This window comes from Streptomyces sp. NPDC091282 (assembly GCF_044757385.1).
Lineage (GTDB): Bacteria > Actinomycetota > Actinomycetes > Streptomycetales > Streptomycetaceae > Streptomyces > Streptomyces gramineus.
Window position 1 is genome coordinate 769,818 of the sequence record NZ_JBIVUX010000003.1, and the last position, 21,987, is coordinate 791,804.

The 21,987-nt window shown below is 72.6% G+C and carries 24 protein-coding genes; 13 read left to right on the plus strand and 11 right to left on the minus strand.

From position 1 onward, the window contains the following. The first annotated feature begins 58 nt into the window (after positions 1-58). Complete coding sequence (locus ACIQOE_RS17425) at positions 59-790, plus strand: hypothetical protein (RefSeq protein ID WP_351321558.1); 732 nt, start codon at positions 59-61, stop codon at positions 788-790. 18 nt (positions 791-808) lie between these two features. Here ACIQOE_RS17425 and ACIQOE_RS17430 read toward each other — a convergent pair whose 3' ends face one another. Together ACIQOE_RS17430 and ACIQOE_RS17435 are read right to left on the minus strand one after the other, a co-directional pair. Beyond that, positions 809-1,321 carry a hypothetical protein gene (locus tag ACIQOE_RS17430; protein ID WP_351321560.1) on the minus strand — a complete coding sequence of 171 codons (513 nt, stop codon included), beginning with the start codon at positions 1,319-1,321 and terminating at the stop codon, positions 809-811. 9 nt (positions 1,322-1,330) lie between these two features. Continuing rightward, the gene (locus ACIQOE_RS17435; protein WP_351937402.1) at positions 1,331-2,461 is read right to left on the minus strand and encodes a magnesium and cobalt transport protein CorA; all 1,131 of its coding nucleotides are present in this window, start codon (positions 2,459-2,461) and stop codon (positions 1,331-1,333) included. 491 nt (positions 2,462-2,952) lie between these two features. Between ACIQOE_RS17435 and ACIQOE_RS17440 the strand changes: the two genes are divergently transcribed. After that, on the plus strand, positions 2,953-3,549 hold the full coding sequence (locus ACIQOE_RS17440; RefSeq protein WP_351321564.1) for a suppressor of fused domain protein: 597 nt from the start codon (positions 2,953-2,955) through the stop codon (positions 3,547-3,549). 43 nt (positions 3,550-3,592) lie between these two features. Here the strand turns inward: ACIQOE_RS17440 and ACIQOE_RS17445 are convergent, their stop codons facing one another. Beyond that, positions 3,593-4,828, minus strand: a complete 1,236-nt coding sequence (locus ACIQOE_RS17445; RefSeq protein WP_401412214.1) for an MFS transporter — start codon at positions 4,826-4,828, stop codon at positions 3,593-3,595. 182 nt (positions 4,829-5,010) lie between these two features. On the opposite strand from ACIQOE_RS17445, the gene ACIQOE_RS17450 reads away from it, so the two are divergent. The 3 genes from ACIQOE_RS17450 to ACIQOE_RS17460 all read left to right on the plus strand — a co-directional run bounded on the left by ACIQOE_RS17450 (position 5,011) and on the right by ACIQOE_RS17460 (position 7,463). After that, positions 5,011-5,652 carry a DUF6758 family protein gene (locus tag ACIQOE_RS17450; RefSeq protein WP_351321569.1) on the plus strand — a complete coding sequence of 214 codons (642 nt, stop codon included), beginning with the start codon at positions 5,011-5,013 and terminating at the stop codon, positions 5,650-5,652. Positions 5,653-5,858: 206 nt separating this feature from the next. Next, positions 5,859-6,716: a PHP domain-containing protein gene (locus ACIQOE_RS17455; RefSeq protein ID WP_362643881.1), complete on the plus strand. Its 858-nt coding sequence runs from the start codon at positions 5,859-5,861 to the stop codon at positions 6,714-6,716. A gap of 141 nt (positions 6,717-6,857) precedes the next feature. Continuing rightward, positions 6,858-7,463 (plus strand): MarC family protein, encoded by a 606-nt coding sequence (locus tag ACIQOE_RS17460; RefSeq protein ID WP_401412217.1) that lies wholly within the window; start codon positions 6,858-6,860, stop codon positions 7,461-7,463. A 127-nt stretch (positions 7,464-7,590) separates the two neighbouring features. Here the strand turns inward: ACIQOE_RS17460 and ACIQOE_RS17465 are convergent, their stop codons facing one another. After that, positions 7,591-7,743 (minus strand): hypothetical protein, encoded by a 153-nt coding sequence (locus ACIQOE_RS17465; protein ID WP_351321575.1) that lies wholly within the window; start codon positions 7,741-7,743, stop codon positions 7,591-7,593. A gap of 161 nt (positions 7,744-7,904) precedes the next feature. Between ACIQOE_RS17465 and ACIQOE_RS17470 the strand changes: the two genes are divergently transcribed. Then, entirely contained in the window at positions 7,905-8,807 is a 903-nt protein-coding gene (locus ACIQOE_RS17470; RefSeq protein WP_351322195.1) for an NYN domain-containing protein, read from the plus strand. Here the strand turns inward: ACIQOE_RS17470 and ACIQOE_RS17475 are convergent. Continuing rightward, positions 8,804-9,373 carry a TetR/AcrR family transcriptional regulator gene (locus ACIQOE_RS17475; RefSeq protein ID WP_365556641.1) on the minus strand — a complete coding sequence of 190 codons (570 nt, stop codon included), beginning with the start codon at positions 9,371-9,373 and terminating at the stop codon, positions 8,804-8,806. The genes ACIQOE_RS17470 and ACIQOE_RS17475 overlap by 4 nt on opposite strands. Positions 9,374-9,497: 124 nt before the next feature. On the opposite strand from ACIQOE_RS17475, the gene ACIQOE_RS17480 reads away from it, so the two are divergent. From ACIQOE_RS17480 to ACIQOE_RS17490, 3 genes are read left to right on the plus strand one after another with little or no spacing between them, the layout of a single operon-like run. Next, positions 9,498-11,054 carry an FAD-dependent monooxygenase gene (locus ACIQOE_RS17480; RefSeq protein ID WP_365573880.1) on the plus strand — a complete coding sequence of 519 codons (1,557 nt, stop codon included), beginning with the start codon at positions 9,498-9,500 and terminating at the stop codon, positions 11,052-11,054. Between the two features lie 27 nt (positions 11,055-11,081). After that, positions 11,082-11,768, plus strand: a complete 687-nt coding sequence (locus ACIQOE_RS17485; protein ID WP_365556637.1) for a CatB-related O-acetyltransferase — start codon at positions 11,082-11,084, stop codon at positions 11,766-11,768. Next, positions 11,765-12,226, plus strand: a complete 462-nt coding sequence (locus tag ACIQOE_RS17490) for a VOC family protein (RefSeq protein WP_365556635.1) — start codon at positions 11,765-11,767, stop codon at positions 12,224-12,226. Before ACIQOE_RS17485 ends, ACIQOE_RS17490 begins: the two co-directional genes overlap by 4 nt. A 124-nt stretch (positions 12,227-12,350) precedes the next feature. On the opposite strand, the gene ACIQOE_RS17495 is transcribed toward ACIQOE_RS17490, so the two are convergent. Beyond that, the gene (locus ACIQOE_RS17495; RefSeq protein WP_401412221.1) at positions 12,351-13,247 is read right to left on the minus strand and encodes an alpha/beta fold hydrolase; all 897 of its coding nucleotides are present in this window, start codon (positions 13,245-13,247) and stop codon (positions 12,351-12,353) included. 98 nt (positions 13,248-13,345) lie between these two features. Beyond that, positions 13,346-15,835: a DEAD/DEAH box helicase gene (locus tag ACIQOE_RS17500; RefSeq protein ID WP_401412223.1), complete on the minus strand. Its 2,490-nt coding sequence runs from the start codon at positions 15,833-15,835 to the stop codon at positions 13,346-13,348. 548 nt (positions 15,836-16,383) lie between these two features. On the opposite strand from ACIQOE_RS17500, the gene ACIQOE_RS17505 reads away from it, so the two are divergent. After that, on the plus strand, positions 16,384-17,130 hold the full coding sequence (locus tag ACIQOE_RS17505; RefSeq protein WP_351321581.1) for a ferritin-like fold-containing protein: 747 nt from the start codon (positions 16,384-16,386) through the stop codon (positions 17,128-17,130). Positions 17,131-17,222: 92 nt separating this feature from the next. Here the strand turns inward: ACIQOE_RS17505 and ACIQOE_RS17510 are convergent, their stop codons facing one another. The 4 genes from ACIQOE_RS17510 to ACIQOE_RS17525 all read right to left on the minus strand — a co-directional run bounded on the left by ACIQOE_RS17510 (position 17,223) and on the right by ACIQOE_RS17525 (position 19,087). After that, on the minus strand, positions 17,223-17,495 hold the full coding sequence (locus ACIQOE_RS17510; RefSeq protein WP_351321583.1) for a hypothetical protein: 273 nt from the start codon (positions 17,493-17,495) through the stop codon (positions 17,223-17,225). A gap of 173 nt (positions 17,496-17,668) precedes the next feature. Further along, positions 17,669-17,896 (minus strand): DUF3107 domain-containing protein, encoded by a 228-nt coding sequence (locus tag ACIQOE_RS17515; RefSeq protein WP_046730492.1) that lies wholly within the window; start codon positions 17,894-17,896, stop codon positions 17,669-17,671. Between the two features lie 152 nt (positions 17,897-18,048). Next, a complete protein-coding gene (locus ACIQOE_RS17520) occupies positions 18,049-18,690 on the minus strand; it encodes a TetR/AcrR family transcriptional regulator (protein WP_351321585.1) in 642 nt (213 codons plus the stop codon). Positions 18,691-18,856: 166 nt separating this feature from the next. Further along, the gene (locus tag ACIQOE_RS17525) at positions 18,857-19,087 is read right to left on the minus strand and encodes a hypothetical protein (RefSeq protein ID WP_351321587.1); all 231 of its coding nucleotides are present in this window, start codon (positions 19,085-19,087) and stop codon (positions 18,857-18,859) included. A gap of 236 nt (positions 19,088-19,323) precedes the next feature. Between ACIQOE_RS17525 and ACIQOE_RS17530 the strand changes: the two genes are divergently transcribed. Genes ACIQOE_RS17530 through ACIQOE_RS17540 form a run of 3 tightly spaced genes read left to right on the plus strand, consistent with a single transcriptional unit; the run spans position 19,324 to position 21,954 of the window. Then, positions 19,324-20,316, plus strand: a complete 993-nt coding sequence (locus ACIQOE_RS17530) for an alpha/beta hydrolase (RefSeq protein ID WP_351321589.1) — start codon at positions 19,324-19,326, stop codon at positions 20,314-20,316. A 7-nt stretch (positions 20,317-20,323) separates the two neighbouring features. Then, complete coding sequence (locus tag ACIQOE_RS17535) at positions 20,324-21,805, plus strand: DUF3152 domain-containing protein (protein ID WP_401412226.1); 1,482 nt, start codon at positions 20,324-20,326, stop codon at positions 21,803-21,805. Positions 21,806-21,861: 56 nt separating this feature from the next. Further along, positions 21,862-21,954 (plus strand): Ms4533A family Cys-rich leader peptide, encoded by a 93-nt coding sequence (locus tag ACIQOE_RS17540; RefSeq protein ID WP_351321593.1) that lies wholly within the window; start codon positions 21,862-21,864, stop codon positions 21,952-21,954. Positions 21,955-21,987 lie beyond the last annotated feature (33 nt).

Sequence of the window (21,987 nt, forward strand, 5' to 3'; positions counted from 1 at the left end):
GGGGCACCGGTACGCTGCGGTACGCCGTGCCGGACCCGTCAGAAAGGTGGCCCCGTCGGTGACCGCGATTGCTCCGGGCCCAGGCCGTACCCGCCGCGCCGCACTGGTGACCGCGATGTGCGCGCTGGCCCTCCTCACCGGGTGCAGCGAGGATCCGGACGCGGGTACGAACGGGGTGGGCAAGCTGGCCCCCGACGTCATCCAGACGAAGACCCGCGCGGCGGCCGCCTCGGTGGCGACGGTGCGGCTGGCCGGGACGGTGGTCACCAGCGGCCGTACCTACGAACTGGACATGCGGCTGAACGCGGACGGCGGTGACGGGTCGGTCACCTCCAAGGGCTCGACCTTCCATCTGCTCCGGGTGGGCGAGACGCTGTACCTGCAGGCCGACGCCGACTTCTGGAACCACGCCGACGGGAGCGACACGAGCGCGGCCGGCACGCTCGACGGCAAGTACGTGAAGGTCCCGCAGGGCGACCCGTCGTACAAGAAGTTCAGCGGCTTCACGGACAAGGACCTGCTGCTGTCCGGCCTGCTGACCCTGCACGGTTCGCTCTCGGCCGCCGGTCACCACGAGCAGTCGGGCACCCCGACCATCCGCATCGCAGGCGACGGCGGTTCCGGCGGCACGCTGGACGTCTCGCTGAAGGGCAAGCCGTATCCGCTGCGTCTGGAGCGCGCCGGCGGAGCGGGCACCCTCACCTTCACCGACTGGGGCCGGTCCTTCAGCGTCACCGAGCCGGAGAAGGGCGACACGGTCGACTACGGCAAGCAGCTGCCGACGTCGTGACGGCGACACGGCGAGGGGCTACCCGCGCCGTCCGCGCCGGGCGAGGAGCTTCGGCAGGGCGGCCGGGACCGGGTTCCTGGTCGTGGCCGGGGACGGCAGCGGCGGCGCCGCCAGGCTGCCGGTCGGCAGCGGCTGCGTCGCTCCCGTCGGGCGCAGCAGCAGCACCCGGCACTCCCGCGCCCAGCGGTCCGTCATGGCCTCGCCGTCGGGTGCGTTGAGGCGCTTGCCCTTCAGCTCCGCCACCGCCGCGTCCCACTCGGGCGAGCCGGCGGACAGTTCCGTCACCGCCGCCGTCCAGACGACCAGCAGGCCGCCCTTGTCCTTGCTGCGGACGGTCACCTCGGCCGAGCCGCCGTCGGCCAGTCCGGGCAACGGCTGCTCACTGCCGTCACCGACCAGGCACACGGCTCCGTCGGCCCAGGCGTGCCACACCGCGCGCGCGGCCGCCTCCCCGGCGCCGCGGACCCAGACGAGGCCGGACTTCTTGGTGGCCTCCTCGACGAGGGCCCGGTCGAGCAGCTGACGTGTCATGCGCCCAGCCTAGAGCCAGCCGTTGCGCTTCAGGGTGCGGTGGATGCCGAGGCAGATGACCATCGTGATGCCCATGATCACCGGGTAGCCGAACCGCCAGTGCGTCTCGGGCATGTACTTGAAGTTCATGCCGTACACGCCGCACACCATGGTCGGTACGGCGATGATGGCGGCCCAGGACGTGATCTTCCGCATGTCCTCGTTCTGCGCCACCGACGCCTGGGCGAGGTTGGCCTGGAGGATGGAGTTGAGGAGTTCGTCGAAGCCGACGACCTGCTCCTGGACGCGGGCGAGGTGGTCCGCGACGTCCCGGAAGTACTTCTGGATGTCGGGGTCGACCAGCCGCATCGGGCGCTCGCTCAGCAGCTGCATGGGGCGCAGCAGCGGCGACACCGCACGCTTGAACTCCAGCACCTCGCGCTTGAGTTGGTAGATGCGCGCGGAGTCCACACCGCGCGAGACGCCGCCCCGGCGGCCGGGCGTGAAGACCTCGGTCTCCACCTCGTCGATGTCGTCCTGCACGGCGTCGGCGACCGCGACGTACCCGTCGACGACATGGTCGGCGATGGCGTGCAGCACGGCCGAGGGGCCCTTGGCGAGCAGCTCGGGGTCGTCCTGGAGGCGGTGCCGCAGCGCGCGCAGCGAGCCCTGTCCGCCGTGCCGGACGGTGATGAAGAAGTCCCGGCCGGTGAAGCACATGACCTCGCCGGTCTCCACGACCTCGCTGTTGGCGGTGAGCTGGTCGTGCTCGACGTAGTGGATGGTCTTGAAGACCGTGAACAGGGAGTCGTCGTAGCGCTCCAGCTTGGGGCGCTGGTGGGCCTGGACGGCGTCCTCCACGGCCAGCGGGTGCAGCCCGAACTCACTGGCGATGCCCGCGAATTCGGCCTCCGTCGGCTCGTGCAGGCCGATCCACACGAACCCGCCGTCGCGGCGCACCTGGCGCATCGCCTCCTGCGGGCTCAGCGGGCGCGGCGTCTCCATGCGCGCGCCGTCCCGGTAGACCGCGCAGTCGACGACGGCCGACGGCGTGGCGGGGTCGCGGGTGGTGTCGTACGCGCCGGTGTCGGCACGCAGGCTCTTGCGCTGGGAGGGGCGGGTCGGGCGGACCACGGCACGGAGGTCGCGGATCATCGACATGGGCAGGCTCCTTCGCGACAAGCAGCGGAAGACCGCGGCGAACGGGTGGAACTACCCGGAATGGGGACGTCCTGACTGCGGATGTTTGGCACGTCCACAAAGCGGGGAGCACCGCACCGTTGCGGTGGCGACTTCGCTACTGATTCGGATCAGACGAACGGATCCAGACAGGCCCGGACGGACCGGTCAAAGGGATCAGGAAAGCGAAAGCGAAAACACAGTGCTCTTCCGAACGACAACGCGAACGTGAAGGCGGCAGCCGACCAGTAGACGGAATCAGCGGGCGGAAGAGCGAGTGGTACTGCACGGGTGACTTCGATCCATGACAGCCCCACCTCCTCCAGCCGGTCCCTCGTAAGGGAGTTCTCGTGGCGTCGGGGCCTGACCGCGACGCTCTGCGTGCTGCCCCGAACCGCCGCGGCCAGAGTAGCAGCAGCCCTTGGTGTCAAGGCGCTGCTTTGCCCGGTACTGACGAGTTCTATGCTCACGGCATGGCTGAAGTTCTTCCTCTGGTCGAGGCCCGGTTGACCACCGCGCTGGGCGAACCGGACGCGCGCGCGGCGGTCACCTTCCTCGGTACGGACCGCATCGAGGTGCTCCGTTTCCAGGAGGATCTGCGGGGCGAGCACGTCCTGCGCTACGCCACGCTCGGCATGTCGGCCCACCCCATGACCGACCCCACCGCGACGCTCGCCGACCCCGTCCAGGGGCCGCGCGCCGAACTGGTCCTGTCGGTCCGTGCGGGTCTTGCCGACACCGACAAGGTGCTGCGCGCGCTCGCCGTCCTGGCCGCGTCCCCGCAGGTGGAGGGTCTGATCGTGGCGCCCGGCGCGTCCCTGGACGTCGGCGGCCCGCTCTGGCCCGGCGCGCCCTTCACCTCGGTCCTGGTCGGCGAGCCGGGCGGACTCGTCGAGGACCTGGTGCTGGACGCGCCGCTCGATCCCGTGCGGTTCCTGCCGCTGCTGCCGATGACCCCGAACGAGGCGGCCTGGAAACGCGTGCACGGCGCCCAGGCCCTCCAGGAGCGCTGGCTCGCGGGCGGCACGGACCTCCGGGATCCGCACCGCGTCTCGGTCCCGCTGGACTGACGCGCCGGGGTGAGCAAGCTCACCAAGAGGCCTTTCGGACCGGTCAGTTGGCGAAGACGCCGACGCCGTCCTCGGTGGCGTGCGAGGGCTGCGCCCGCGCCGCCTCGTGCGTGAGCGCGTTCCGCCGTACGAGGACCACCGCCGCGCCCAGCACGGCGGTGACCGCCGCCACCACGAACGGGACGTGGACGTCGGTCCACTCCTCGATCTTCGGCGCGAAGTAGGGCGCGGCCGCGGCGGCGAACCAGCGGACGAAGTTGTAGCCCGCGCTCGCCACCGGCCGCGGCGCGTTCGACACGCCGAGGGCCAGTTCGGTGTAGACGGTGTTGTTCACGCCGATGAACGCGCCGGACAGGATCGTGCAGACGATCGCGGCGGTGTGGCCGCCGTAGCCGAGCACCACCACGTCGGCGGCGAGCAGCACCAGGGAGCCTCCGAGCACCTTCGGCGAGCCGAAGCGGCGCTGCATGCGCGGGGCGGCCACCACCGAGAAGAGCGCCAGCAGCACACCCCAGGCGAAGAACACGGCACCCGAGCGGTACGGGGTCATGTCCAGGACGAACGGGGTGAAGGCCAGCACGGTGAAGAACGTGTAGTTGTAGAAGAACGCCGAGGCGGCGACGGAGGCCAGACCGCCGTGGCCGAGCGCCCTGACCGGGTCGAGGACCGAGGTCCTGCGCGCGGGCTTCGGCTGCTCCTTGAGGAACGCGGCGATGCACAGGAAGCCGACCGCCATCAGGGTGGCCGTGCCGAAGAACGGGTAGCGCCAGCTGATGTTGCCGAGCACGGCTCCCAGGAGCGGGCCGCAGGCCATGCCGAGGCCGAGCGCGGACTCGTAGAGCAGGATCGCCGCCGCGCTGCCGCCGGCCGCCGCGCCCACGATGACCGCGAGGGCGGTCGAGACGAACAGGGCGTTGCCGAGGCCCCAGCCTGCCCGGAAGCCGACCAGCTGGCCGACGGTGTCGGAGGTGCCGGCGAGGCCGGCGAAGACCACCACGAAGGCGAGGCCGAGCAGCAGCGTGCGGCGGCCGCCGATCCGGCTGGAGACGAAGCCGGTGAGCAGCATCGCCACGGCGGTGATCAGGAAGTACGACGTGAAGAGCAGCGAGACCTGGCTGGTGGTGGCGTCCAGGCCCTTGGCTATCGAGGGCAGGATCGGATCCACGAGTCCGATGCCCATGAAGGCGACGACGGACGCGCCCGCCGTCGCCCATACGGCCTTCGGCTGCCGCAGGATGCTGCCCGTTCCCGTCTCGAACGGGTCTGCCGGCCCTGTCATGCGCTTCCTCCGTCGCTGTCGTCCGGTCGCCGCTGCTCGCGCAGATGTAGTTGGCTTTTACACATAGTAAGTTAGGGCAGCTAATTAATGCAACATACATCTAACTCCGTCCGGTGACCGCTTCCGCCCGGACGGGTGATCGTCCTTGACGTGGGGGATCCGGGGTAGGACCGTGGGGCCCTATGAGGGGCGAACCCAGTTGCCCGAAGTGTGGTGGCCGGGTCAGGGCTCCCGGTCTCTTCGCCGACACCTGGCAGTGCGATGCGCACGGGACCGTGCATCCGGTACAGCCCGTGATCCCGCCCAGCGTCGAGGCCCTCGGTGTCGTGGTGCACCGCACCCAGGTGCCGGTGTGGATGCCCTGGCCGCTGCCGGTCGGCTGGCTGTTCACGGGCGTGGCCTGTGCCGGTGACGACCGCAGCGGCGGCCGCGCGAGCGCCGTCGCCTGCTCCGGACCCGCGCCGCTCGGCGGCATAGGGGAGATGATCCTGGTCGCCGAGGAGCTGGGAGTCGGTCTCGGCGCGCGGTACGCGGGCGTCGACGGACCGGACCCCGGGCCGACGATGGACGTGGAGAAGCCGCCGCAGGCGAAGGTGCTCGCCGCCGGACGGCCGACGCCGCTGTGGCACGTGTCGGGGGCCCCGGCCGACCGGGCGGTCTTCGCGGGCGAGGCCCGCGGGATGTGGCTCTGGGCGGTGGTCTGGCCCGAGCAGACCGGGCTGCTGATGTACGACGAGCTGGTGCTCACGGACCTGCGGGACGCGGGCGCCGAGGTGGACCTGGTGCCGTGCGGCGCGCTGTCGCCACGGCTGCTGGAGCCCTAGGCTCCCGTTCCCCGGCGGATCGGTTCGGCGAGGTGCCGTCGGCGTGCCGGGGCGGGTCCCGGACGGGCCCCGGCACGCCGCGGCCGACGGGTGCCTGTGAGCTTCCTGTACGGGGCGCCGGCGCCGTTCGGGTGTGACAGGGCATCCGGCGCCGCCCGTTATCCTTGACGCGTCCCTTCCGTCCCGTCCCGCCTGGAGTCCGTGTCGTGCGCATCGATCTGCACTGCCACTCCACCGCGTCCGACGGTACGGACAGCCCGGCCGAGCTGGTCCGCAACGCGGCCGCCGCCGGACTGGACGTCGTCGCGCTGACCGACCACGACACCACCCGGGGCCACGCGCAGGCCGTCGCCGCGCTGCCCGAGGGGCTCACCCTGGTCACCGGGGCGGAGTTGTCCTGCCGTCTCGACGGCGTCTCCCTGCACATGCTGGCCTACCTCTTCGACCCCGAGGAGCCCGACCTGCTCGCCGAGCGCGAGCTGGTCCGGGACGACCGGGTGCCGCGGGCCCAGGGCATGGTCGCCAAGCTGAACGAGCTGGGCGTGCCGGTCACCTGGGAGCAGGTGCGGCGGATCGCCGGCGACGGTTCCGTGGGACGGCCGCACGTCGCCTCCGCGCTCGTCGAGGCCGGTGTCGTGCCGACCGTGAGCGACGCCTTCACGCAGGAGTGGCTGGCCGACGGCGGCCGGGCCTTCGTGGAGAAGCACGAGACGGACCCCTTCACGGCGATCCGGCTGGTCAAGCAGGCCGGCGGAGTGTGCGTGTTCGCGCATCCGGCGGCCGCCAAGCGCGGGCGCACGGTGCCCGAGCGGGCGATCGCCGAGATGGCCGCGGCCGGCCTCGACGGCATCGAGGTCGACCACATGGACCACGACGCCGAGACCCGGGTCCGGCTGCGCGGGCTGGCCGCGGAGCTGGGGCTGCTGGTCACCGGCTCCTCGGACTACCACGGCAGCCGCAAGACGGTGGCGCTGGGCGAGTACACGACCGACCCCGAGGTGTACGGGGAGATCACGCGCCGGTCCACCGGTGCGTTCCCCGTCCCGGGGACCGGCGGACGCTGAGGCCCGCCCCCCTCCCCGACCGACTTCCCGCGCCCCCGCCGGGCCCGCCCGCTCCCCGGGCCGTGCCCGTCCGCGCGCGGTGACTCCCACCGGCCTGCGGCACGACCGCGCGCAGCGCCGCCCTACGCACAAGGCTCACGCATGTTCGACGTCGCCGTCTTCGGCTCCCTCTTCCTGACCCTCTTCGTCATCATGGATCCCCCCGGGATCACCCCGATCTTCCTGGCCCTCACCTCCGGCCGGCCCGCCAAGGTGCAGCGCCGGATGGCCTTCCAGGCCGTCTGCGTGGCGGGCGGCGTGATCACCGTCTTCGGGCTCCTCGGCCACCAGATCCTCGACTACCTGCACGTCTCCGTGCCCGCGCTGATGATCGCCGGCGGGCTGCTGCTCCTGCTGATCGCGCTCGACCTGCTCACCGGCAAGAACGACGAGCCGAAGCAGACCAAGGACGTCAATGTGGCGCTGGTGCCGCTGGGCATGCCGCTGCTGGCGGGGCCGGGCGCGATCGTGTCCGTCATCCTCGCGGTGCAGAAGGCGGACAGCTTCTCCTCCCAGGTCTCCGTGTGGGTCGCGATCCTCGCCATCCATGTCGTGCTGTGGCTGGTGATGCGCTACTCGCTGCTGATCATCCGGGTCATCAAGGACGGCGGTGTGGTCCTGGTGACGCGGCTCGCGGGCATGATGCTCTCCGCGATCGCCGTGCAGCAGATCATCAACGGCGTCACCCAGGTGATCAAGGGCGCGTAGCCGGGCCGGAGGCGGAACGCGGAACCCCCGTACGGCGTCGTGCCGTACGGGGGTTCCGAAGACTGTGCGGTGCTCCGCGCGTCAGTGAGTCGTCGTCCGTCGTCGTGTCTCGTCGTGTCGTGTCGTGTTACGCAGTCTGGTTCTCGGCCGGTCGGATCCACAGGCGCTGCCCGACGGCGGCGGCCTGCTGGACGATCCTGTTGACGGAGGCGGCGTCCACGACGGTGCAGTCCACGGTGGTGCCGTCGACTTCGTCCAGTCGCCTGATTTCGAAGCGCATGAGCCTCTCCCTTCGTCGCGTGTTCCTTCCAGTCAACGACTTGCGTGTTACAAACATTCCCTACGCTAAAGAAAATTTTCGAACGCCTAATTACCGACCGGTAAGAGTCCTTCGGGAGACTGACCGGGACCGGTTGTGTTCGCAGCGTGACCGCCGGGACAATGGAGGCGATGAACGACGACCTCGCCGCCCTCAAGGCCCGCATCGATCGCACGAACGAGCTGCTCACCCGCATGCTTGCCGAAGTGGCGAAGACGCCTTCGACGCACGCGATCTTCGTCGACGCGGGTTACCTCTACGCGGCCACGGGCCGGCTCGTCGCCGGGACGGAGGACCGCCGCGCCTTCGACCTCGACGCCGAGGGGCTTATCGAGGCGCTCATCGACAAGGCGCGCCAGATCTTCGCGGACAGCCGCCTGCTGCGCGTCTACTGGTACGACGGCGCCCGCCGCCGCATCCACACCGCCGAGCAGCAGACCATCGCCGAGCTGCCCGACGTCAAGGTCCGGCTCGGCAACCTCAACGCCAACAACCAGCAGAAGGGCGTCGACTCCCTGATCCGTACGGACCTGGAATCGCTCGCCCGGCACCGCGCCATCAGCGACGCGGCCCTGCTCGGCGGCGACGAGGACCTGGTCTCCGCGGTCGAGGCGGCCCAGGGCTACGGCGCCCGCGTCCATCTGTGGGGCATCGAGGCGCCGGAGGGCCGCAACCAGGCCGAGCCGCTGCTCTGGGAGGTCGACAGCCAGCGCACCCTCGACCTGGAGTTCTTCAAGCCGTACGTGTCCCGGCGCACCGCGCACGCCTACGAGGCGGGCGGGGCCCGGCCCAGCCGGGAGGACGTCCGGTTCGTCGGCGCGCAGATCGCCGCGAAGTGGCTGTCCTCCCGGGGCAGCGAGGCACTCGTCGAGCTGCTGCCCGGCCATCCCTACCTGCCGGGCCCGGTCGACCAGGACCTCCTCGTGGAGGCCGAGGGCCTGCTCCAGTACTCCCTGCGCGGCCAGGCCGACCTGCGCCGGGCCCTGCGGGACGGCTTCTGGGAGCACCTCCAGACGCAGTACTAGGCGCCCATGCCGTCGAAAAGCGCGCGCAGGAGGCGGTCGACGTACGTGTGGGTCAGGGGTTCCTGGGTGATGAGGAAGCGGAAGTAGAGCGGGCCGGAGAGGACGGCCATGGCCAGGTCCAGGTCGAAGGCGGGGGACAGCTCGCCCCGGTCCCGGGCTTTCCGCAGCCGGGCGACGGTCTTGTCGGTCTGCGGGGTGATGAAGCGCTCGTTGAGCTCGGCGGCGAGGCGGGGGTCGTGCTGGGCCTCGCCGATCAGGGCCCGGTACAGCGGTCCGAAAGGCGGGTTGCCCAGCAGGTCGACGGCCGCGTGGATCTGGGTGCGCAGGTCGGCGACGACGTCTCCGGTATCGGGGTAGTCGAGGTCGGGTTCGTTCAGGTGGAGCAGGGAGTCGAGGAGCAGCGCGCCCTTGGACGGCCACCTGCGGTAGATGGTGTGCTTGCCCGCGCCGGCCCGGGCCGCGACCGCCTCGATGCTGAGCTTCGCGTAGCCGATCTCCCGGCCGACTTCCAGGGCGGTCCGCATGATGGCCTCGGTACGGGCGGAGCCGCGGGGGGAGTCGGTCATGACCCCCATGCTAACGGCACGGCACGTGCCGTACTTGACGAACTCCCGGAGGGTGCACTTTGCTGTGGACGGAACGGCACGGCACGTGCCGTTCCTGTGTGAGCCGCACCGGCAGGGAGAGCGCATGGATGCTGAAGTGATTGTCGTCGGCGCCGGCCCGACCGGGCTGACGCTGGCCTGCGAACTGCGCCTGGCCGGGGTGCACACCCTGGTGCTGGAGCAGCGGGCCGTCCGTGGGAACACCCCGAAGGCGGGCGGCATCGGGGGACAGATCCTCGAACTGCTGCGCCACCGCGGCTTGTTGGAACGGTTCGAGGCCGCCTGCCCCGGCCCGTCCCCGGCCCCGAGGTTCCCGTTCGGCGGCATCCACCTCGACCTGACGGGGCTCGCCGACCCTCCGCTGCGCGCCCTGCCCCTCCCGCAGCAGCGCTTGGAGGAACTGCTGGACGAACGCGCCGCCGAACTCGGGGCCGAGGTCCGCCGCGGGCACCGGGTGACCGGCGTTCGGCAGGACGGGAGGAGCGTCAGCGCCGAGGTTCTCGGCCCGGAAGGGCCGTACCGGGTGGACGCCGCCTACCTGGTGGGCTGTGACGGCGCCCGCAGCCCCGTCCGGGACGGAGCCGGCATCGCCTTCCCCGGCACCTCCTATCCGGAGGTCAACCGGCTGGCCCAGGTCATCCTCCCTGACACGGTGACCGTGCACGGCAACGGCGACCTCGACGTCCCCCGTCTCGGCGCGGTCCGCGGCGGCTTCACCCGGACGGAGCGCGGCCTCCTCGGGGTCGGCGCGTCGCCCGGCTCGCCCGTGGTCTCCCTCTACACCGTCGAGGAGGAGGCCGACGAGTACGACGACGACACCCCGATGACCCCAGCCGAACTCCAGGACAGCCTGTACCGCGTCCTCGGCGCGGGGATCCCCGTGCGCGAGGCGGTCCGGTTGTCGCGGTTCACCTTCAAGGCGCGGCACGCCGAGCAGTACCGGAAAGGGCGGATCCTGCTGGCCGGTGACGCCGCCCACCTCTTCCCGGCCACCGGCGTGGCGATCAACGCGGGCATGCTCGACGCCGTCAACCTGGCCTGGAAACTGGCCGTCGCCCTCCATGGCCAGGCCCCCGACGGCCTGCTGGACAGCTATCACGACGAACGGCACTCCGCCAACGACCGCACCATGCTCCACGCCCGGGCCCAGGTGGCGCTGCGCCGCGGAACCGACCCCGCCGCCGAAGCGCTCCGCGAGGTCGTCCAGGAATTGCTCACCGACGAACAGCCGCTGCGCCGCACCGCGGCACTCGTCGCCGGAGCCGACGTCCGCCACCCGGTGCCGGGGCCGCCCGGGCACCACCCGATGGCCGGAGGGTTCCTCCCCGGCCCCGCCGCGTCCGCCGACCCGGCGACGGCGGGTGGGGGCGGCCTCATGCCCACCGCGCGGCCCGTCCTCCTGGACCTCGCCGACCGCCCGGACCTCCGCCGCGCGGCAGCGGACTGGGGCTCCCGCGTCGACGTCCGCACCACCGCCACCTCGGACCGCACCGCCGACGCCGTCCTGGTCCGCCCGGACGCGCACGTCGCCTGGGCCGCGGCCGTCGGGGAACCCACCGACAGCGCCGCCCCGGCCCTGCGCGCGGCGCTCGCCCACTGGTTCGGCGCCCCCGACGTGCCCGAACGCCCCGACCACGCCTGACCCCGCCCCGAGAGGAAACCACCACCGATGCCACCCGCACCCGCCGACCCGACCGTGCTCCACCCGATGCCCGACCAGACCCGGGTCGTGCTGCTCCGGCCGCTGGTGACATCCCCCCTGATCGAGGTGGGGGAGTTCACCTACTACGACGACCCGACGGACCCGACCGCCTTCGAGTCCCGCAACGTCCTCTACCACTACGGGCCCGAGAAACTCGTCATCGGGAGGTTCTGCGCACTCGCCGAGGGCGTGCGGTTCCTCATGAACGGCGCCAACCACCGGATGGACGGCCCCTCGACGTTCCCCTTCCCGATCATGGGAGGCTCCTGGGCCGACCACTTCGACCTCCTCACCGGCCTGCCAGGGCGCGGTGACACCATCATCGGCAACGACGTCTGGCTCGGTTACGGGGCCGTGGTGATGCCCGGGGTACGGATCGGGCACGGGGCGATCGTCGCCGCCGGCTCCGTGGTCGTCGACGACGTGCCCGACTACGGCGTCGTCGGCGGCAACCCCGCCCGGCTGCTGCGACGCCGCCACGACGACGCCGACGTCGACCGCCTGCTGGCCCTGGCCTGGTGGGACTGGCCCCTGCCGCACCTCACCGCCCACCTGCGCACGGTCATGTCCGGCACCGTCGACGAACTGGAGGCCGCGGCGCCCGGCCGCGAGCCCCTCCCCCTCACCCTCCCGGCACCGGACGGAGCGTCATGACGAGCAGGTTCATGGAGTTGGTCGTCGACTGCCACGACCCCGAGCGGCTCGCAGCCTTCTGGTGCGCGGCCCTGGACTTCCAGGTGATCGAACGGCGCGAGGACAAGGTCGAGATCGCCTCCTGGGAGCCGACCGTCGAGGCGGTCCGGGTCCGGCAGATGCCACCCACCCTGCTGTTCATCCGGGTGCCCGAGGGCCGCAGGGGCAAGAACCGGCTCCACCTCGACATCACCCCGATCGACGCCTCCACCGACCAGGAGGTGGCCAGGCTGCAGGCCCTCGGCGCCACCACCGCGGACGTGGGCCAGGGGCCGGGCCGCAACTGGGTGGTGATGGCGGACCCCGAGGGCAACGAGTTCTGCGTCCTGCGCAGCCTGGCGCCCCCGGGCCACCCCTCCGCAGACCCCGGGAGCGGCGCCGGCACGTCACCCTCGCCACCGCGGCCCACCTCTTCGTGACACCGGCTCCGTCCGCGCCCGCTGAGCATCAGTCAACGACACACCCGGACCAACGATCCGATGATCTGAGAGAAAGGCCCCGGCCCGGGTGACGCCCCCGGTGCGGTTCCGGTCGGCGGGTGCGCTAGCCGGCGGTCCGCCGCCGGTCGTCCGTGCCGTCCCAGAAGTCGGCGATCGCCACGGCGGTGGGGGCGGGGCGGTCGGTGTTGGGGGAGTGGTCGGCACCGTCGACGACCGTCCGGTGCGCGCGCAGCCGTAGCGCCATGTCGTCCAGCAGCGGCAGCGGCCAGGTGTCGTCCCGCGCCCCCGACAGCACGTGGAACGGCAGCGGCACCGCGGCGAGTTCCTCGACGCGGTCCGGCTCGGTGCACAACTGGCGCCCGGCCGCGAGGAGTTGGGCAGGCTTGTTGCCCAGCCAGCGGCGCCGCAGATCCGCCTGGTCCGCGCGGCCGCCCTCGTCCGGCTCCGTCAGCTCCTCCGGCGCCTCCATGGCCTGCATGGCCTCCCACACCTCGGCCATCGGCAGCACCGCCAGCGCGTCCCGCAGCAGCTTCACCCGCTGCTGCTGCGGCACGGAGATCTGCGCCGGACCCGAGGACATCAGCGTCAGCGAACGGAAGGGCGTGTGGTCGAGCAGGACGGCCGCGCGCGCGATCTGGCCGCCGAGGGAGTGCCCCAGCAGATGCACGGGCCCGCCGTCGCTCACCGCGGCCGACTGCGCGAGCACGTCACGCGCCAACTCCTCCTGGGCGTAGGCCGATTCGTCGTCGGCAGGGCCGTCCGACTCGAACTGGCCGCGTCCGTCGACGGCGACGGTCCGGTAGCCCCGCGCACCCAGTGCCTCGTGCAGGAAGGTGAAGTCCTCCTTGCTGCCGGTGTATCCGGGCAGCAGCAGCGCGGTCCCTCCGGGCTCGGCCCCGGCGGCCGCGGGAGAGTCGACGACGGCGAACTCACCGCGTGCGGTGGCGAGCGCGTACGCGCGGGCACCGGCGGGCGGGGCGAAGGTGCGAGGCCTGCTCATGGGGAGAGGTTATCCGGCGGTCGTCGGGCCGGCAGCGGGGCCGGGAACGCCGAACGGCCCGGCCCACACGGGGTGGGCCGGGCCGTTCGGTGAGGTGCTCAGGCCTCCGGTGCCGCCGTGGCGGCCTTCCGGGTCCTGCGGGCCTTCGGCTTCGCCTCCGCCTCGACGGCGTCGGCCGGGCCGACCGCCTCGACGGACTCGGCCGCCTTGCGGGTGGTACGGCGCCTCGGCTTGGCCTCCGGCTCCTCGCTGGCCTGCGCCGGGATGCCCGCAGCGGTGGCGGCGGCTGCCGCCTTGCGGGTCCGACGCGGCTTGGCCTCGGTGGCCTCAGCGGTGTCCGCCACCGCGGGGGCGGCTGCTGCCGTCTTGCGGGTGCGGCGGGGCTTGGCCTCGGTGGCTTCGGCGGTGTCGACGGCCGCTTCGGCGGCTGCTGCCGTCTTGCGGGTCCGGCGCGGCTTGGCCTCGGTGGCCTCGGCGGTGTCCGCCACCGTCTCGGCGGCGGCCGCCGTCTTCCGAGTGCGGCGCGGCTTGGCCTCGGTGGCCTCCGCGGTGTCGACGGCCGCTTCCGCGGCGGCTGCCGTCTTGCGGGTGCGGCGCGGCTTGGCCGGCTCGGTGTCGGCCGCGGCCTCGGTCACCGCGGGGGCGGTGGCCGCGGTCTTGCGGGTGCGGCGGGGCTTGGCCTCGGTGGCTTCGGCGGTGTCGACGGCCGCTTCGGCGGCGGCTGCCGTCTTGCGGGTGCGACGCGGCTTGGCCTCGGTGGCCTCGGCGGTGTCCGCCACCGTCTCGGCGGCGGCTGCCGCCTTGCGGGTGCGGCGCGGCTTCGGCTCCTCCGCGACCACGGGTTCGGCCGCGGTCACGGCTGCCTCGGCCGGCTCGGCGGCCTTGCGGGTACGGCGGCGGACCGGCGTCACCGGGGCCTCGACGGTCTCGACGGCCCGGACGGGCTCCGGCGCGGACTCCGTGACCTCGGCGGCCGGCGTCACCGCGGCCTCCGCGGCCTTGCGGGTACGGCGGCGACGCGGCTTCTCCGCGGCGACGGACTCCGCCACGGCCTCCACGGCCTCCACCACGGCCTCGACGGTCTCCACGACCGTCTCGGGCGTCACGGCCCGCGGCGCGGCGGCGGCCACCGGCTCGCCCGACGCCCCGCCGCGCGTACGACGACGGCGGCGCGGGGTGCGGGTGCCCGCGGGCTCCGACGCCGTGACGGACTCGGCGGCGGTCGGCGCGGACTCGGCGGACGGCGTCGAGGACGGCGTACCGGCCGCCTGGTCCAGGGAGGTGCCCGAGCGGGTGCGACGACGGCGGCGCGGGCTGCGGGCCGGACGCTCCCGCTCCTCCGAGCGGGCCTCGGCACGGTCGCCCCGGCCACCGCGACCGCGGCCACCGCGGCCGCCGGTCTCGCCCAGGTCCTCCACCTCTTCCGCGTCGAGCCCGGCGCGGGTGCGCTCCGACCGCGGCAGGACACCCTTGGTGCCCGCCGGGATCTTCAGCTCCTCGAAGAAGTGCGGGGAGGTCGAGTACGTCTCCACCGGCTCGTGGAAGCCGAGCTCCAGCGCCTTGTTGATGAGCTGCCAGCGCGGGATGTCGTCCCAGTCGACGAAGGTGATCGCCGTACCCGAGTTGCCCGCGCGGCCGGTACGGCCGACCCGGTGCAGGAAGGTCTTCTCGTCCTCGGGGGACTGGTAGTTGATGACGTGGGTGACGCCCTCGACGTCGATGCCGCGCGCGGCCACGTCGGTGCAGACGAGGACATCCACCTTGCCGTTGCGGAACGCGCGCAGCGCCTGCTCGCGGGCGCCCTGGCCCAGGTCGCCGTGGACGGCGCCGGAGGCGAAGCCGCGGCGCTGGAGCTGCTCGGCGATGTCGGCGGCGGTGCGCTTGGTCCGGCAGAAGATCATCGCCAGTCCGCGGCCCTCGGCCTGGAGGATCCGGGCGACCATCTCCGGCTTGTCCATGGAGTGCGCGCGGTAGACGAACTGCGCGATGTTCGCGACGGTGGCGCCCGTGTCGTCCGGCGCGGCGGCGCGGATGTGGGTGGGCTGGCTCATGTACCGGCGGGCGAGGCCGATGACCGCGCCCGGCATGGTCGCCGAGAACAGCATGGTCTGGCGCTTGGCCGGAAGCATGTTGATGATCTTCTCGACGTCGGGCAGGAAGCCCAGGTCGAGCATCTCGTCGGCCTCGTCCAGGACGAGCGACTTGATGTGCTTCAGGTTCAGCTTCTTCTGGCCCGCGAGGTCGAGGAGCCGGCCCGGGGTGCCGACGACCACGTCGACGCCCTTCTTCAGGGCCTCGACCTGCGGCTCGTAGGCCCGGCCGCCGTAGATGGCGAGCACGCGCACGTTACGGACCTTGCCGGCGGTGAGCAGGTCGTTGGTGACCTGGGTGCACAGCTCGCGCGTGGGGACGACGACGAGCGCCTGCGGGGCGTCGGTGAGGGCCTCGGGGGCCGCGCGGCCCGCCTCCACGTCGGCGGGGACGGTCACGCGCTCCAGGAGCGGCAGACCGAAGCCGAGGGTCTTGCCCGTGCCGGTCTTGGCCTGGCCGATGACGTCGGTGCCGGACAGGGCGACCGGGAGTGTCATCTCCTGGATGGGGAAGGGGTTGATGATGCCGACGGCTTCCAGGGCCTCGGCGGTCTCGGGAAGGATCCCGAGTTCTCGAAACGTCGTAGTCAGGGTGCTGCCTCTTCTGTGTATCGCGGTCCGAGGCGAGCGCGGGGGTCTTTGACGGACCGTGCCGGGGGACGTCGGCTGCCTTACGAGCGGGCCTGTGGGGCACGCCGTATGACACGGGACCTCTGCCGACGCTCTAGCGCTCGTACCGCTGAGGTGTCCCTCCGGTCGTCGTACGCGATGTGCCGTACGCGCCGGGAGGGCTGTCGGGTCGGAGCCGATCGGGCCACCGACCGGGCATCCTCATACGTGCGGCCTGTCGAGGTACGTCCGAATGCGACGGCGTACCAGCAGGCGCATTACCACCATACCCCGGAATCGTGCACATGTGATGGCCGATTCGGTCACGTCGTGGTAGTCACAGTGGCTGACCAGCGGCTTCCCGCTCACTTGTCCGGGCTTTCCGGGGGCTTTCCTCGGGGTTCCCGGGGGTTCCCGGAGGCGGCGGGCGGGCTATTGTGCGCTTCATGACGAGCTCTGACAAGCCTGAGACCGCCTCCGCCGAACCGACCGGTGTCGCCGCCCAGGACTGGGCGCGGGCGGCCGCGGACCCGCAGTACCGTGCCGCGGTCGTGGACCTGCTCGGCGCCCTCGCGTACGGCGAGCTCGCGGCGTTCGAGCGTCTCGCGGAGGACGCCAAGCTGGCGCCCTCGCTGGCGGACAAGGCCGAGCTGGCGAAGATGGCGTCCTCGGAGTTCCAGCACTTCGAGCGGTTGCGGAACCGGCTGACGGAGATCGGCGAGGACGCGACCCAGGCGATGGAGCCGTTCGTCGCCGCCCTGGACGGCTTCCACCGTCAGACGGCGCCCTCGGACTGGCTGGAGGGCCTGGTCAAGGCGTACGTGGGCGACTCGATCGCCAGTGACTTCTACCGCGAGGTCGCGGCCCGCCTGGATTCGGACACGCGTGAACTGGTGCTGGCCGTGCTGGACGACACCGGGCACGCCGGCTTCGCCGTGGACCGGGTGCGGGCGGCCATCGACGCCGATCCGCGGGTCGGGGGCCGGCTGGCGCTGTGGGCGCGGCGGCTGATGGGCGAGGCGCTGTCGCAGTCCCAGCGCGTGGTCGCCGACCGGGACGCGCTGTCGACCATGCTGGTGGGCGGGGTGGCCGACGGCTTCGACCTCGCCGAGGTCGGGCGGATGTTCTCGCGGATCACCGAGGCCCACACGAAGCGGATGGCGGCGCTGGGGCTGGCCGCCTAGTACCCGGAACCCGGAGTCGCGCGACCGCGGCCAAAGGCGGGCGGTCGCGCGGCGTTCCGGGGCGGTGGATCCCGTGGCGGCGGCGCTCGGCGCTACGCCGGGATCGATCGTCGGCGCAGGTGGCGGCCGGCCGGGCGGAGCAGCAGCGACAGGGACGCCGCCGCGACGATCGCGGCGCCCAGCAGACTCACCAGGACCGTGCCGGGACCGAGTGCGCTGTGCGTGACGAAGTCGCCGAAGAGGGCACCCGCGACGCCCGTGCAGAACACCAGCGGACGGGCCGGAAGGCGATGGGCGAGACGCCCGGCGGCGGCCCACGACAGGGCCACGCCGAGCAGTGCGGATCCAAGGACTTCCAGCAGCATCACGAGGGTCCCTCCCACGGCCGGCCGGTGCTTCACGGTCGTAGGCGGTCATACCCGTGACCTGCGGAATGCAATCCTCCCCTGTGGGTGACTTGTGCGCCGGATGTGGAGGGCGGACACGACGGAGGGGCCCGGCGGACGTGTGTCCGCCGGGCCCCTCCGCGCTGCTGTGGCTAGACCGCGCTGAAGCCCACCTTGCGCACCGTCGGCTCGCCGAGCTCGATGTACGCCAGGCGGTCCGTCGGGACCAGCACCTTGCGGCCGCGCTCGTCCTCCAGGGACAGCACCTGCGACTTGCCGGCCAGGGCGTCGGCGACGAGGCGCTCGACCTCCTCGGCGTTCAGACCGCTCTCCAGCACGATCTCGCGGGGCGCGTGCTGCACGCCGATCTTGACCTCCACGGCTATGTCCCTCCGACGGTCAGTGAAGTGCGCGACCTTCCGCGCCGTACGCAGCACACATTAGCCCGGTGAGGGGACGTACACGCTGTGGGCGGGCACGCCAGGAGCGAACACCGAACGGGAATGCCGTCCCCGCGGGAGCCGCGACCGCCTCAGTGGTGGTCGATGCCGTGCAGCGGGAACCCGGCGATGCCCCGCCAGGCCAGCGACGCCAGCAGCTGCACCGCCTGGTCGCGCGGCACGCTCCGGTCGCTGTGCAGCCAGGAGCGCGCCACCACCTGGGCGAGGCCGCCGAGGCCGGAGGCCAGCAGCATCGACTCGGCACGCGAGAGGCCGGTGTCCTCCGCGATCACCTCGCAGATCGCCTCGGCGCACTCGGTGGTGACCTTGTCGACGCGCTCCCGCACCGCGGGCTCGTTGGTCAGGTCGGACTCGAAGACGAGCCGGAAGGCGCCGCCGTCGTCCTCGACGTACGCGAAGTAGGCGTCCATGGTCGCCCGCACGCGCTGCTTGTTGTCGGTCGTCGAGGCGAGCGCGCCGCGCACCGCGTGGATCAGGGCGTCGCAGTGCTGGTCCAGCAGGGCCAGGTAGAGATCGAGCTTGCCCGGGAAGTGCTGGTAGAGCACCGGCTTGCTGACTCCCGCGCGCTCGGCGATGTCGTCCATCGCCGCCGCGTGGTACCCCTGCGCGACGAAGACTTCCTGGGCGGCGCCCAGCAACTGGTTCCGACGGGCACGGCGCGGCAGGCGCGTGCCCCGCGGGCGCGCCGCCTCTGTCTGCTCGATGGCTGTCACGCCGCCTCCCAAAATCGTCCACGTGCGGATTACGCCGCTCGGCCATCGTACTTTTCGGTAACCGTGCTGTGCGCGGTGCGAGCGCAGAATTTCACGTACCGGACGGCGGCGAAAGCCGCACCGGGAAATGCGGACGGACCGAGCCGCCCCGCCGGAGCCCGCGCGGTCAGCGGTAGTCGTCCTCGTCGAGGGAGACCACGCGCGCCTGTTCGATGAGGTCGGCCTCGTTCGCGCGGTCCTCGGCCACTCCGGTGAGCGGGTCGTCACGGGACGGCGCGACATCCGTCTGCTGCTCCGCTGCGTCGCCCTCCGGCGCCTCGACGTCGATCTCCGGGGCGTCCTGCGCCTCGGGCTGCAGGTCGTCGAGCACGTCGGGGTCGGTGGGTTCATAGGCCATGGTGGGCTCCCTTCCATCGAATGTCCCTGGCAGAAGCAGGGCGGCCAGGAACGGGTGCCCTCTTATCGAGCGTAGGAGACACCGGATGCGGACGCTATGCAATGGACGGCCTGCCGCACGGTCCGCGTCGCCGGACGCCGGGGCCGGCCCGAGGGCCGCGCGACCGCGGCTCGCCCGGCCGGTTCTGTGACGGCGAACACACGAATCACGGTGTGATCGTCTCGTAACATTGGCGCATGTCTTCGACCGAGCTGCCGTCCGTGCCGCCGACCAGCGTGCTCCCCGAGGCGGCGGCCGTCAGGATCGCAGAGGGCGAGCGGCTGCGGTCGGTGGGGCTGCCCGGGGTCACCCTCAGCATCCGGTCCAGGCCGTCCGCGCGCGCGGGTCTGCCGCCCGCGCTGTACGTCCACGGACTGGGCGGCTCCTCGCAGAACTGGTCGGACCTGATGCAGCGGCTCGAAGACGTCGTGGACGGCGAGGCGGTCGACCTGCCCGGCTTCGGCGACTCCCCGCCACCGGACGACGGCGACTACTCGGTCACCGGGCACGCGCGCGCGATCATCCGCTACCTGGACGCGTTCGGCCGCGGTCCCGTCCACCTCTTCGGCAACTCGCTCGGCGGCGCGGTCAGCACCCGGGTCGCCGCCGTACGCCCCGACCTGGTCCGCACGCTGACGCTCGTCTCACCTGCCCTGCCCGAACTGCGCGTGCAGCGCACGGCCGTGCCGACGGTGCTGCTCGGCCTGCCCGGCGTCGCCGGACTGCTCACCCGCACGACCGGCAAGTGGACCGCCGAACAGCGGGTGCGCGGCGTGCTGGCGCTCTGCTACGGCGACCCCGGCCGGGTCTCGCCCGAGGCGTTCGAGCACGCGGTGCAGGAGCTGGAGCGGCGGCTGCGGCTGCCGTACTTCTGGGACGCGATGGCGCGCTCCGCGCGCGGGATCGTCAACGCCTACACGCTGGGCGGGCAGCACGGGCTCTGGCGGCAGGCCGAGCGCGTCCTCGCCCCGACCCTGCTGATCTACGGCGGCCGCGACCAGCTGGTCGGCTACCGCATGGCCCCGAAGGCCGCGCGCACCTTCCGCAACGCCCGGCTGCTGTCGATGCCGGACGCCGGGCACGTGGCGATGATGGAGTACCCGGAGACGGTGGCTGGGGCCTTCCGCGAACTCCTCGCGGACACCGACGAGCGGGGCGCCGGCGACGGCGCGCCGGGCGCGAGGGGCTGAGGACCGAGTGGGACGCCACAGCCGCCGCGGACCGGCACCCAAGGGCGAGGCCGCGGACACCAGCGGCATAGAAGCGGCACGGAACACGGACCCGGGCACGGCCGGACGCGACGGCGCCGTCCGGGTGCCCCGCCCGGCCCAGGACCTTCCGCCCGGCTTCACGCGCCGCCGGGACGGCACGCCCCCGGGAGGCTCCCCGCGACCGCCCGACGGCACCCCCGCGCGCGGGACGCCACGCCTCGGCGACGGAACGCCCGCGCGCGGAGTGCCCCGGCCGTCCGACGGCACCCCGGCGCACGGGGTGCCGCGCTTCGGCGACGGGACGCCCGCCCGCGGTGTGCCCCGGGTCCGGGGCGGCCATCCCGAACAGCGTGAGGCGGGCGGCGGCTGGGGCCAGGTGGGCGGACCGGCCGCCGCCGGGCCGGCGGTACCGCGGCAGCGGCGGGACGTGCCCGGAGGGCCGCGGCAGGAGTACGTCGACGCCTTCACCGAGGACGTCGACGTCTTCACGCCGCTCCCCGGCGCCCGCCGCGCGAGGACGTCCGCACCCTCCACGGGCCCGGCCGCGGGCCCGCACACCTCCGCGCTCGCCTCCGAGCCGTACGGCTCCGACGACCGCGACGGCTCCGACGGCGACGGCGGCGACCCGGCGTCCGCCGCTGAACCCGCGCAGCCCAGGGGCGGCAAGGGGCGCGCCCTCACCGGCGTCGCGGCCGCCGCCGTCACCACCGTGCTCGCGGTGATCGTCGCCGGGCAGGTCGCCGACGGCCGCGACGGCTCCGCGGGCTCCCGCGCGGCCGCCGGCGAGACACGGACCACCGACGGCCCCGCCTCGCGCGGCGACGGCCGTACGACGCCGTCCGTCTCCGCCTCGCCCCACGTCGCGGCGCTCTCCTACGAGCAGGCGATGGGCGAGAAGTACCCGCTCGGCGCCGAGCTGACCGGGTCCGGGAAGTTCGACGCCGTGCCCGGCACCGCCAAGGCACCCGGCACGGGACGGAAGTACACCTACCGCGTCGACGTGGAGCGGGGACTGGGCCTGGACGGCGAACTGTTCGCCGCGGCCGTGCAGAAGACGCTGAACGACGAGCGCAGCTGGGCCCACGACGGCGCCCGCACCTTCGCGCGGGTCTCCTCCGGGCGCCCCGACTTCGTGATCACCCTGGCCAGTCCGGGAACCACCGCCAAGTGGTGCGCGAAGTCCGGTCTTGACACGACCGAGGACAACGTGTCGTGCGACTCCGCCTCCACCGAACGCGTCATGATCAACGCCTACCGGTGGGCCCAGGGCAGCAGGACGTACGGTGACAAGATCCACGCCTACCGGCAGATGCTGATCAATCACGAGGTCGGCCACCGGCTCGGCTACGGCCATGTGACCTGCGACAAGGACGGCGAACTCGCGCCGGTCATGCAGCAGCAGACCAAGTTCCTCGACCACGACGGCATCCACTGTCTGCCCAACGCCTGGCCGTTCCCCAAGAGTTGACAGGTGGCTCATACGTCACATTGACATGGGCAGAAAGTTCATACATATTTCTGGGCATGTCGTCCCTTCACGCCTCCGCGCGCGCCGCCATCGAGCTGGCGCTCATCGGCGTGACCGCGCTCTGCGTGGCCGACATCCACTGTCGCTGACCTTCGCCCCCGGGCGTTCGCGTCGCGATCTCT